This window comes from Pseudomonas sp. B111 (assembly GCF_026428275.1).
Classification (GTDB): Bacteria; Pseudomonadota; Gammaproteobacteria; order Pseudomonadales; family Pseudomonadaceae; genus Pseudomonas; species Pseudomonas aeruginosa.
In genome coordinates, this window is record NZ_CP097857.1 from 4,830,508 (window position 1) to 4,842,251 (window position 11,744).

The window sequence follows — 11,744 nt, forward strand, 5'->3', positions numbered from 1 at the left end:
ATGTTCGGAATCAGCTTCAGCGAACTGTTGCTGGTCGGGCTGGTCGCCCTGCTGGTGCTCGGCCCCGAGCGCCTGCCGGGCGCCGCACGTACCGCCGGCCTGTGGATCGGCCGCCTGAAGCGCAGTTTCAATACCATCAAGCAGGAAGTGGAACGGGAAATCGGTGCGGACGAGATCCGCCGGCAACTGCACAACGAGCACATCCTCTCGATGGAGCGCGAAGCGCAGAAGCTGCTGGCCCCGCTGACCGGCCAGAATCCCCCGCAGGAAACCCCGCCGCCGGCGGCCGAGAGCCCGGCGCCGAGCGTACCCACGCCGCCGCCGACCAGCACGCCCGCGGACGCCGCGGCACCGCCGGCAGTCGCTACCTCCACTCCCCCTTCGCCACCGTCCGAGACGCCGCGTAATCCATGAGCGCCGATAAACCCGAGCAGCCCGAGCACGACCAGGAAATGCCCCTGGTCTCGCACCTGACCGAACTGCGTACGCGCCTGCTGCGCAGCGTGGCGGCGATCTTCCTGATCTTCGCCGGCCTGTTCTACTTCTCGCAGAAGATCTACACCCTGGTCTCCGAGCCGTTGCGCCGCTTCCTTCCGGAAGGCACCAGCATGATCGCCACCGACGTCGCCTCGCCGTTCCTCGCGCCGTTCAAGCTGACCATGGTGGTGGCTCTGTTCCTCGCCATGCCGGTGATCCTCGCGCAGGTCTGGGGCTTCATCGCGCCCGGCCTGTACAAGCACGAGAAGCGCGTGGCGCTGCCGCTGCTGGTGTCCAGCATCATCCTGTTCTACGCCGGGATGGCCTTCGCCTACTTCCTGGTGTTCCCGATGATCTTCCACTTCTTCGCCAGCGTGACGCCCGAGGGCGTGGCGATGATGACGGACATCAACAGCTACCTGGACTTTGTCCTGACCCTGTTCTTCGCCTTCGGCGTCGCCTTCGAGATCCCGGTGGCCACGGTGCTGCTGATCTGGATCGGGGTGGTCGACGTCGAGTACCTGAAGAAGATCCGCCCGTACGTGATCATCGGCTGCTTCGTGGTCGGCATGGTCCTGACCCCGCCGGACATCTTCTCCCAGACCATGCTCGCGGTGCCGATGTGGCTGCTGTTCGAGATCGGCCTGCTGTTCGGCCGCCTGGTACGCAAGCGCGGCGAGCATCCGGACGACCAACCGGCCAGCGACGGCGACCAGCCTCCGGCCACCCGCCAGTGAACCTGCTGCTCCTCGACGACGCCGACTTCGTGTCGGCGGATCGTGCGGTCCTGCACGATCGCCGCCTCAAGCACCTGCACGAAGTGCACCGCGCCGAGAACGGCGACACCCTGCGGGTCGGCCGCCTCGGCGGCTGGATGGGCGAAGGCCGCCTGCTGAAGCTCGACGCCAGCGAGGCGACCCTGGAGGTGCGCTTCGACCAGCCGCCGCCGGCCAAGTTGCCGATCACCCTGCTGCTGGCCTTGCCGCGACCGAAGATGCTCCGCCGGGTGTTGCAGACCATCGCCGCAATGGGCGTACCGAAGCTGGTGCTGCTGAACAGCTACCGCGTGGAAAAGAGCTTCTGGCAGACCCCGTTCCTCGACCCGGCGGCGATCCGCGAGAACCTGGTCCTCGGCCTGGAGCAGGCCCGCGATACGGTGCTGCCGGAAATCATCGTCGAGAAGCGCTTCAAACCCTTCGTCGAAGACCGCCTGCCGGCCCTGGCCGCCGGCAGCCTCGGCCTGGTCGGCCATCCCGGTCCCTGGCCGGCCTGTCCGCGCGCGGTGGAGAAGCCGGTGACCCTGGCGATCGGCCCGGAAGGCGGCTGGATTCCCTACGAGGTCGACAAGCTGCGCGAAGCCGGACTGCATCCGGTGCAGCTCGGCGAACGTATCCTGCGCGTGGAAACCGCGGTCAGCGCCTTGCTTGCGCGGTTGTTCTGAAAAAACTCCGGTAAAAGACTGAAGGTTTTCCTCGCCCGGCCGACATCCTCTGTCGCGCAGGGCTCCGCATGACAACCATAAGACCTCGCCCGCCGGCCACGTACCGGCCCTCCGCGCCCGCACGCCGGACGCGACGACGCTGAGCCATTACCTGTTCCGCCACGCCATGGGGCTGTCAACCCAGGGTGTCGCACTGCCTGGAGTAATGACGATGTACGATTGGTGGGTTCTCCAACTGGCCAAGCTGAGCGTCAGCCGCAAGCTGATGGTCGGTTTCGGTGTCCTCCTCGCGCTGCTTCTGCTGGTGGTGATCAGCAGCAACCGCACCCTCACGCACCAGACCGCCCTCAGCGAGCAGCTCGCCGAAGTCGCCAGCCTGATGGAACAGGCCCAGCAAGCCGAACAAGGCCGCCTGGCATTCGAAGCCGGCAGCGACCCGCGCCAGGCCGAGCAGGTCCGCCAGACCCTGGCCGGGATGCTCCAGCGCCTGCAGGCGCTGCGCGACAGCGAGCTTGACCCGGCCGCCCTGGCCCACCAGGCCGAAGCCATCGAAGCCTACCGCAAGGCCTTCGACGACCTCACCGCAGCCGATCAGCAACGCAGCGCCGCCCGTGGTGTGCTGGTGGGCACTGCACAGCAGGCGCTGGACAGCTTCGCCCGCCTCGAGGAACTGATGGACGCCAGCCTCGCGCAGCAGGCCGGCGACCCGCAGGCGTTGCAACGCAGCCGTGCGGTGGCCGACCTGCACCAACAGTTGCTCATGGTGCGTTACCAGGTGCGCGGCTACGTCTTCGAGCGCAGCGACAAGGCCGAGCAGGCCGCGTTCGCCGCGTTCGACGCCCTCCGCCAGGCCGGCACGACGCTGCGAGGCCAATTGCCCGGCGAGGCCGATGCGGCGCTGGAACAGGCCATGGGCAGCCTCCAGGGCTATCGTGGCGGCATCGAGCAGTTCCGTGCCGGCGTCGTCCGCACGCGCCAGGCGCAGCAAGCGATGCAAAGCAGCACCCAGGATATGGCCCGGGCCGGCCGGACCCTCACCGAAGCCGGTCGCCAATTGCGCGAGAGCACCGCCAGCCGCGACCGCACCAGCCTCTGGCTGATCGCCGCGCTGGCCCTGGCCTTCGGCTGCGTCGCCGGCTGGGCGATCAACCGGCAGATCGTCCGGCCGCTGGACGAAGCCCTCGCGCAGGCCGAGGCCATCGCCGCCGGCGACCTCGGCAAGCGTCCGCAGAATCCCCTGACCCTCCAGCGCCGCGACGAACTGGGCCAGTTGCAGCGAGTCATGCAGCGCATGGGTGACAGCCTGCGCGAGCTGGTCGGGCGGATCGGCGACGGCGTCAGCCAGTTGGCCAGCTCCGCCGAGGAACTCTCGGCGGTCACCGAGCAGACCCGCGCCGGGGTCAACAGCCAGAAAGTGGAGACCGACCAGGTCGCCACCGCCATGCACGAGATGGCCGCCACCGTGCAGGACGTCGCGCGCAACGCCGAGCTGGCCTCCCAGGCCGCTCGCCAGGCCGATGAAGAGGCGCGCCAGGGCGACGCGGTAGTCGACCAGGCGGTGACCCGCATCGAGCGCCTGGCTAGCGAAATGGACGTTTCCAGCGAAGCCATGGCGCGCCTGAAGAACGACAGCGAGCAGATCGGCAGCGTCCTCGACGTGATCAAGTCGGTGGCCGAGCAAACCAACCTGCTGGCGCTCAACGCAGCCATCGAAGCGGCACGCGCCGGCGACGCCGGACGCGGCTTCGCGGTGGTCGCCGACGAGGTCCGCGGCCTGGCCCAGCGCACCCAGCAGTCCACCGCCGAGATCGAGGGCCTGATCCAGCGTCTCCAGCAGGGCGCCGGCGAAGCCGCCGAACGCCTGGAGAACAGCCGCTCGCTGACCGCCAGCACGGTGGAACTGGCGCGCCGCGCCGGCGCCGCGCTGGACAGCATCACCCGCACCGTCTCCGACATCCAGAACATGAACCTGCAGATCGCCACTGCCGCGGAGCAACAGAGCACGGTGGCCGAGGAGATCAACCGCAGCGTCCTCAGCGTGCGCGACGTCGCCGAACAGTCGGCCGCCGCCAGCGAGCAGACCGCCGCCTCCAGCGGCGAACTGGCGCGCCTGGGCACGCAGTTGCAGGCGCAGGTGGGACGCTTCCGCCTGTAACATCCCGAGAGGATCCTCCTTGCATCGGCAGCCCCTCCCGTCCATCGAAAGCGGACAGGAGGGGCACCTTTGCGTAGGATCAGGCTTTCGCCTTTTGGGAGATGACGCCATGCGCCCGATGACCATCGATATCGACGAACTGGCCTTCGCCCTGGATACCCCGGGAATCGACCACTACCTCGACCTGCACAGCGGCAAGGTGCTGCTGATCTCCGCCGAGGCGCCCGATCCCGAACTGGACGCATTGCTGGAAAACGAGCCGGAACGCCTGCTGCTGATCGACCCGCTGAGCACCACCCAGTCGCTGGGACTGATGCAGGATTTCCTCCGCGAGGTGGAAGAGCCGCACGCCTATGCGACGCTCGCCAACGCGCTGCAGAGCCGCAAGCCGTTCAAGGCCTTCAAGCACTCTCTGATGGAGTACCCGGAACTGTTGCAGGACTGGTACCGCTACCAGAACGAGCGCCTGCGCGAATGGGCGCTGGACTGGCTGGAGGACAACGATATCCAGCCGGCCGCGCGGCAGGGTCCGACGTCGCTCCTGCCGCCGCCGGGCAAGCCGTTCGCCTAGCGCGGTACTAGAGGACCTGGCGGAGGAAGGCCTGGGCCCGCGGGTCCTGCGGATTGTCGAAGAACTGCGCCGGCGGCGCGTCCTCCAGCAGCTTGCCGTGGTCGAAGAACAGCACGCGGTCGGCCACTTCGCGGGCAAAGCCCATCTCGTGGGTCACGCAGACCATGGTCATGCCTTCCACGGCCAGGGTCTTCATGACGTCGAGGACTTCGCCGACCATCTCCGGATCGAGCGCCGAGGTCGGTTCGTCGAACAGCATCACCTTGGGGTCCATGCACAACGCGCGAGCGATCGCCACGCGCTGCTGCTGGCCGCCGGACAGGCGCGAGGGATATTCGTCGGCCTTCTGCCCGATACCGACCTTGGCCAGCAGCGCCCGCGCCTTGGCCTCGCGCTCGGCCTTGCCGCGCTTGCGCACCACGCGCTGGGCCAGGCAGAGGTTCTCGAGCACGGTCATGTGCGGGAACAGGTTGAAATGCTGGAACACCATGCCGACTTCGCGGCGGTAGGCATTGATGTCGGTCCTCGGGTCGGCCAGGTCGACGCCGTCGATGCTCACCGAGCCTTCGTCGAACTCCTCCAGGCCGTTCAGGCAGCGCAGGAAGGTCGACTTGCCGGAACCGGACGGACCGATCACCACCAGTACCTCGCCCCTGGCCACGCGGGTACTCACGTCGTCCACCGCGCGCACTACCTGGCCGCGGGTATCGAAGACCTTCAGCAGGTTGCGTACTTCAATCACTTTGTCCGAGCCTCCGCTCCAGTCGGGATGCCATGTGCGAAAGGGGCAGGTTCAACAGCAGGTACAACGCGGCGACGCAGAACCAGATCTCGAAGGTGGAGAACGAGGTGGTGATCGCCTCGCGGCCGCTCTTGGTCAGTTCGGTGATGGCGATCACCGAAACCAGCGAGGTGTCCTTGACCAGGCTGATGAACTGCCCGGCCAGCGGCGGCAGCACGCGCTTGAAGGCCTGCGGCAGGATCACGTAGCGCATCGACTGGCCGGCGTTCAGGCCCAGGGAACGGGCGGCCTCGTTCTGTCCGCGGGCGATGGACTGCACGCCGGCCCGGATGATCTCGGCCACGTAGGCGCCGGTGAACAGCGCCAGCGCCGCGACCCCGGCAAACTCGCGGGACAGGTTGAGCACGGTGCCGATGAAGAAGTAGAAGATGAAGATCTGCACCAGCAACGGCGTGCCGCGCACCAGCTCGACGTAGATCGTCGACAGGTCGTGCAGGGTCGGGTTCTTCGACAGCCGGCAGAGGCCGGCGACCAGGCCGATCGCCAGGCCGATGGCACCGGACACCAGCGATAGCCAGAGGGTGGTCCACAGGCCCCAGAGCAGTGGGCCGGCGGCCCAGTGGCGGGTCACCCCGACCGCGTCGCCCTCGGCCACGTCGTCGCCTTCGGAGAATTGCAGGCTGTCCTGGGCGACGGTCACGACCTGCTTCTCGCCGCTCTCGCCAAGCAGCGTGACGCGCGCGTCCCTGCCCTGTTCCTCGATAGCCTCGACCCGGCCGATCTCGTTGGCCCGCAACGGCTCCTCGGCCTGGTAGGCGAAGTACTGCGGAACGCGGTTCCAGCGCCATTCATAGGAAATCAGCGAGGTGGAGAACCACAGCGCCCAGGCCAGGACCAGCAGGATCAGCCCGGTCAGCAGGTGCCAGGGCCAGACGGAACGTTTCTTCTTGGTCACGGAAACTCTCTCGAACGATGGAATGCGCAGGTACGACGGCCCCCTTCGCGGGGGCCGTCAGCGGTTCATTCCATTTCCTTCAGCCACTCGGTGTTCTTGAACCACTTGTCGTGGATGCGCTGATAGGTGCCGTCTTCGCGGATCTGATGGAGGAAGTTGTTGATGAAATTGATGCTGTCGTAGTCGCCTTTCTTCAGGCCGAACGCCAGCGGCTCGTAGGTGAACGGCTGGTCGAGGTAGACCAGCTTGCCGGCGCCGAACTTGCTCACCGCCACCACGTTGTAGGGCGAGTCGTAGATGAAGGCGTCGGCCTTGCCGTTGACCACGTCCATCACCGCTTCCGGCTCGTTGTCGAAGCCGTGGTACTTGGCCTTGCTGATCAGCTTGCGGGCAACGATCTCACCGGTGGTGCCGATCTTCGAGGTGATGCTGTACTGCGGATCGTTCAGGTCCTTGTAGGACTTGATCTTGCCTTCCAGTTCCTTGCGCACCAGCAGGGTCTGGCCGACCACGATGAAGGGCTCGGAGAAGTTCAGGCGCAGGTTGCGCTCCTGGGTCAGGGTCATGCCCGAGCCGATCATGTCGAACTTGTCGGTCAGCAGCGCCGGGATGATGCCGTCGTAGCTGGTGGAGACCAGCTCCAGCTTGACGCCCATGGACTTGGCCATGGCCTTGAGCAGGTCGACTTCGAAGCCGATGATCTGGCCACGCTTGTTGGTCATCTCGAACGGCATGTAGGTCGGGTCCATGCCGACCCGCAGGGTGCCGCGCTTGACCGCGTCCTCCACCGCGCCGGCCGCCTGGACCGAAGCCACGCCCACCAGGGCGCAGACGCCCAGAACCAATGAAGCAAGATACTTTTTCATTCCCCAATCCCCAGCAGTCTTAGAAACACAGTCGTCGAACGGATGCTCTCGTCGTGTCGCCGTCCCGGGCGGGCAGCAGGCCATGACCGGCTGCGCAAAAGGCGGCCGATAGTACCTCAGCTGGCGAACGATACGAGACTTTCTGGATTGCCGGCGCAGGGTAACAGCAGCGCCGCACGGGGAAAACAGGCAAGAAACAGACCATGCCCCCGGCGGCGTTCCGCCGGGGGCATGGGATCAGGACTGGGCGGCGGGCAGCAGGCCGGCGTCGCCGGGCACTACCTGGGCCAGCGGTACGCTGGCGGCGTGGGGGTCGTCCGCCTCGGCCTTGCGCCAGCGGCCGAGCCAGTCGTCGCGGTCCTCTTCCCAGACCCGCGTATGCAGGCGCGAAAGTGCTACCGGGTCACTCAACAGGGCCAGGCGCGTGGCGCCGTCGAGCTGTTCCGGGCCCTTCTCGATGGCCTTGCCGATACGCTCGCCGCGCACCGTCTCGATGGCTTGCGCACGGTTGTGGCGAGCCGTGCCCATGGCGCAGGCCAGGGCGTTGAGCAACGGATCGACGGCGGCCTTGAGGAAGCCATCCTTGAGTGCATGCCAGCGGTTCTCGTAGGTGTACTCGTCGGTGGCGCGCAGCTCGCGCGGCGTGTCGTACTCCTCCGGGATCAGGAACAGCTTTTCGTCGCGGGCGCGCAGGCCCAGCTTCACCCGGCTGGAGATCACCGATACCGGGATAGACAGGATCAGCGAACCGACGATCGGCGACAGCCACCACAGGAAGCGCGGGTTGAGCCAGGCCACCAGCAGGGTCCAGGCGATACCCAATAGGGTCTGCATGCCGTGCCGGCGGATCGCCTCGCTCCAGGGCGTGGCGTCGTCGTCGCGCTGCGGCGAGTTCCACTGCACCGACCAGCCGAGGAAGGCGGCCAGCACGAAGCGGGTGTGGAAGAGCATGCGCACCGGCGCCAGCAGCACCGAGAAGAACATCTCCAGGAGCATGCTCAGGGTCACTCGGATCACCCCGCCGAAACCCTTGGCGCCCTTGGCCCAGATCAGCATTACGCTGAGCAGCTTGGGCAGGAACAACAGGGTCAGGGTGGTGGAGAACAACGCGATGGCCTTCTCCGGATGCCACTGCGGCCAGATCGGGAACAACTGCCGCGGTTCCAGGAAGTACTGCGGCTCCATCAGTTGGTGCACCGCCAGCAGCGCGGTGGAGAGCACCAGGAAGAAGAACCACAACGGCGCCGACAGGTAGGACATGACCCCGGTGAGGAACACCGCGCGGTGCACCGGGTGCATGCCCTTGACCAGGAACAGGCGGAAGTTCATCAGGTTGCCGTGGCACCAGCGGCGGTCGCGCTTGAGTTCGTCGAGCAGGTTCGGCGGCAGTTCTTCGTAGCTGCCGTCGAGGTCGTAGGCGATCCACACGCCCCAGCCGGCACGGCGCATCAGCGCAGCCTCGACGAAGTCGTGGGACAGGATCGCGCCGGCGAACGAGCCCTTGCCCGGCAACGGCGCCAGGGCGCAGTGGTCGATGAAGGGCTGCATGCGGATGATCGCGTTGTGGCCCCAGTAGTGCGACTCGCCGAGTTGCCAGAAGTGCAGGCCGGCGGTGAACAGCGGGCCGTAGACGCGGGTGGCGAACTGCTGCATGCGCGCATACAGGGTGTCCATGCCGGACGCCTTCGGCGCGGTCTGGATGATCCCCGCCTCAGGATTGGCCTCCATCAGGCGCACCAGCTTGGCCAGGCAGTCGCCGCTCATCACGCTGTCGGCGTCCATCACCACCATGTAGCGGTAGTCGCCGCCCCAGCGCCGGCAGAAGTCGTCGATGTTGCCGCTCTTGCGCTTCACCCGGCGCCGGCGGCGACGGTAGAAGATCTTGCCGAAGCCCTTGGTCTCGCAGCACAGCTCGAGCCAGGCCTGCTGCTCGGCGACGGCGATATCCGGGTCATTGGTGTCGCTGAGGACGAAGAAGTCGAAGCGCTCCATCTCGCCGGTGGCGGCCATCGACTCGACGGTCGCCCGCAGGCCGGCGAATACCCGCGGCACGTCTTCGTTGCAGATCGGCATGACGATCGCCGTGCGGGCGTCGGCGGCGATCGGCTCGCTGCCGGCGCTGCTGCCGGAGATCCGGTAGCGGTCACGCCCGGTGAGCAGCTCCCAGAAGCCCATCAGCGCGGTCCAGAAGCCGGCCGAGACCCAGCAGAAGAGGATCGCGAAGAGCGCCAGGATGCCGAACTGGATGACATAGGGCAGCACCTGCTGGACGGTATCCAGCAGGCTCTGCTGGGCCAGTTCCTCCAGGTCGACGAAGGCCCAGCCCTGGTAGGGCAGGATGCCTTTCATGTAGTAGGTGGCGACCGAGGTCTGCGCCAGCATCAACAACAGCAGGATGAACCGGCGCAGCGAGCCGACCCGCTGCCAGCGGGCCCGCGGCAGGGCACGCTTGGGCTTGGGCGGGTTGCTGCGTCCGGTCAGCCGACGCCAGCCGCGCACCAGGATGTTGGTGCGCCAGGGCTCGGGAATCACCTTGGTACGGCGGATCGGCGGGGAAATCTTGAGGAAGGTGCGACCCTGGGCGTCGACGCCGAACATCTCGGCGTCGTCCAGCTCAGGGGTGCCCAGCTGCAGGCGGGCGCGTACCGAGGCCAGGGCGGGATCGCCCCCGGCATCGGCAGCGGCGCCTTCCGCTCCCGCCAGGCGAGCGTGCAGCTCGGAGAAGGAAGCGGACTCGCCAAGTCGCTCCCGCTCCTCTTCCGCCAGGGGAAGATGAGCGAGGTAGTCGGCCAGCGGTGCTTTCGTAGTGGATGGGTTATTCATCGGCAGGCAGCTGATAGCTCCAGGTTTCGCTCAGTGGCTTCTGCGCCTCGTCGACCAGCGCCGCGCGCATTTCCACCGGCTTCTTCGGATCCTTGACCTTGATCCGCAGCGTCAGGCGCCAGCCTTTCAGGACCGGGTTGTAACGCAGGCTGTTCTCCACCACCTCGGCGTTGCTGTCGGTGCTGACCTGGGTGGTCACTGGCGCGTCCGGCGCCAGGTCCTTCAGGGCCGGCCCTTCGAAGTCGACGACCAGGGCGGTGCTGCCGTCCTGCTGGCGGATCAGGTTCTTCTGCTTCACGTCGCCGACCGAGCGCATGGTCTGCTTGACCCAGGAGGATTTCGGGTCGTGCAGCTCGTCTTCATCCATGGTCCAGTGCAGGCGGTAGGCGAAGTCCAGCGGCTTTCCGACCTCAGGCTGGGTCTCGGGGTTCCAGAACGCGACGATATTGTCGTTGGTTTCGTCCGGGGTCGGGATTTCCACCAGTTCCACGGTGCCCTTGCCCCAGTCGCCCTTCGGCTCGATCCAGGCGCTCGGACGCAGGTCGTAGCGGTCGTCCAGGTCTTCGTAGCGGGAGAACTCGCGGCCGCGCTGGAGCAGGCCGAAGCCTTTCGGGTTCTCCACGCTGAAGGTGCTCACCGACAGGTGCTTCGGATTGTTCAGCGGACGCCACAGCCACTCGCCGTTGCCGGCATGGATCTGCAGACCGCTGGAGTCATGCAGCTCGGGCCGGAAGTTGTGCTGCTCGGACGGCTGGTTGGAGCCGAACAGGTACATGCTGGTCAGCGGCGCCAGGCCCAGTTTGCTGACCTTGTCGCGGAGGAACACGCGGGCCTGGACATCCATCACCGCATCCTTGCCCGGACGCAGCACGAAGCGGTAGGCGCCGGTGGCCCGCGGCGAGTCGAGCAGGGCGTAGATCACCAGTTGCTTGTCCTGCGCCTTCGGCCGCTCGATCCAGAATTCGCGGAAGCGCGGGAACTCTTCGCCCGAAGGCAGCGCGGTATCGATCGCCAGGCCGCGCGCCGACAGACCGTAGACCTGGCCCTTGCCGACCACGCGGAAGTAGCTCGCGCCAAGGAAGGTGGCGATCTCGTCCTGCTTGTCGGCCTTGTTGATCGGATAGAGCACGCGGAAACCGGCATAGCCGAGATCCTTGGTGGCATTCTCGTCGAACTTCAGGGATCCGAAATCGAATTTGGTGCGATCGTACTTGATCGGCTTGACCGTGGTAGCGGTCACCTCGTTGATCTTCACCGGCGTGTCGAAGTGCATGCCCTGGTGATAGAAGCTCAGCTTGAACGGCGTCTTCAGCTTGCCCCAGTAGGCGCGCTCGTTGATGAAACGGATCTGCTGGTAATCGGCGAATTTCATTTCGCTGAATTCCGATGGCAGGTTGCTGGTCGGCGCGGAATACTTGTCGCCGGCCAGGTCCTTGGCCTTGCTCGCCACGTCGTCGATGCTGAACGCCCATACCGGGGCGGCGACGAATGCCAGCGCGGTCGAGCCGGCAAGCAGCAGGGTGCGCACGCGGGCGCGGAAATCGGTGTTTGAAACGGAACGGAAAATCACGAGGCCCCCTCGTCCGTGAACATGAATTACTGAAGACGCCCTGACCGTTCAGGGGTCTCCGACGGCACCGGAGTGCCGGTCGAACATGGTTTCGCCACATTCGCTGCCAAACCCGATAGATAGCCAGATTTGGCGCGATCTGAC

At 66.4% G+C, this 11,744-nt stretch carries 10 protein-coding genes and 1 pseudogene; 6 read left to right on the forward strand and 5 right to left on the reverse strand.

Going from position 1 to position 11,744, the window contains the following annotated elements; all coding sequences use genetic code 11:
* The 6 genes and pseudogenes from tatB to M6E97_RS22385 all read left to right on the forward strand — a co-directional run bounded on the left by tatB (window position 1) and on the right by M6E97_RS22385 (window position 4,644).
* On the forward strand, window positions 1-414 hold the full coding sequence (tatB, locus tag M6E97_RS22365; protein WP_015503776.1) for a Sec-independent protein translocase protein TatB: 414 nt from the start codon (window positions 1-3) through the stop codon (window positions 412-414).
* Window positions 411-1,214: a twin-arginine translocase subunit TatC gene (gene tatC / locus M6E97_RS22370; RefSeq protein WP_003095896.1), complete on the forward strand. Its 804-nt coding sequence runs from the start codon at window positions 411-413 to the stop codon at window positions 1,212-1,214. Before tatB ends, tatC begins: the two co-directional genes overlap by 4 nt.
* Window positions 1,211-1,918 carry a 16S rRNA (uracil(1498)-N(3))-methyltransferase gene (locus tag M6E97_RS22375; RefSeq protein ID WP_003095898.1) on the forward strand — a complete coding sequence of 236 codons (708 nt, stop codon included), beginning with the start codon at window positions 1,211-1,213 and terminating at the stop codon, window positions 1,916-1,918. Before tatC ends, M6E97_RS22375 begins: the two co-directional genes overlap by 4 nt.
* A 265-nt stretch (window positions 1,919-2,183) precedes the next feature.
* Window positions 2,184-3,218, forward strand: a pseudogene (locus M6E97_RS31265) (methyl-accepting chemotaxis protein); the annotation flags it as partial.
* Entirely contained in the window at window positions 3,210-4,073 is an 864-nt protein-coding gene (locus M6E97_RS31270) for a methyl-accepting chemotaxis protein (protein ID WP_404936215.1), read from the forward strand. The pseudogene M6E97_RS31265 and the gene M6E97_RS31270, both read left to right, overlap by 9 nt.
* 109 nt (window positions 4,074-4,182) lie before the next feature.
* The gene (locus tag M6E97_RS22385; RefSeq protein WP_003110871.1) at window positions 4,183-4,644 is read left to right on the forward strand and encodes a UPF0158 family protein; all 462 of its coding nucleotides are present in this window, start codon (window positions 4,183-4,185) and stop codon (window positions 4,642-4,644) included.
* Window positions 4,645-4,651: 7 nt separating this feature from the next.
* Here M6E97_RS22385 and M6E97_RS22390 read toward each other — a convergent pair whose 3' ends face one another.
* The 5 genes from M6E97_RS22390 to M6E97_RS22410 form a co-directional block, all read right to left on the reverse strand.
* On the reverse strand, window positions 4,652-5,386 hold the full coding sequence (locus M6E97_RS22390; RefSeq protein ID WP_003095906.1) for an amino acid ABC transporter ATP-binding protein: 735 nt from the start codon (window positions 5,384-5,386) through the stop codon (window positions 4,652-4,654).
* Entirely contained in the window at window positions 5,379-6,341 is a 963-nt protein-coding gene (locus M6E97_RS22395; RefSeq protein ID WP_003103450.1) for an amino acid ABC transporter permease, read from the reverse strand. Before M6E97_RS22395 ends, M6E97_RS22390 begins: the two co-directional genes overlap by 8 nt.
* Before the next feature lie 65 nt (window positions 6,342-6,406).
* Window positions 6,407-7,207, reverse strand: coding sequence for a transporter substrate-binding domain-containing protein (locus tag M6E97_RS22400; RefSeq protein ID WP_003095910.1), 801 nt, complete (start codon window positions 7,205-7,207; stop codon window positions 6,407-6,409).
* Window positions 7,208-7,444: 237 nt separating this feature from the next.
* On the reverse strand, window positions 7,445-10,030 hold the full coding sequence (gene mdoH, locus M6E97_RS22405) for a glucans biosynthesis glucosyltransferase MdoH (RefSeq protein ID WP_033989450.1): 2,586 nt from the start codon (window positions 10,028-10,030) through the stop codon (window positions 7,445-7,447).
* Window positions 10,023-11,600: a glucan biosynthesis protein G gene (locus M6E97_RS22410; RefSeq protein ID WP_003095915.1), complete on the reverse strand. Its 1,578-nt coding sequence runs from the start codon at window positions 11,598-11,600 to the stop codon at window positions 10,023-10,025. The genes mdoH and M6E97_RS22410 overlap by 8 nt, the downstream gene beginning before the upstream one ends.
* Window positions 11,601-11,744: the final 144 nt, after the last annotated feature.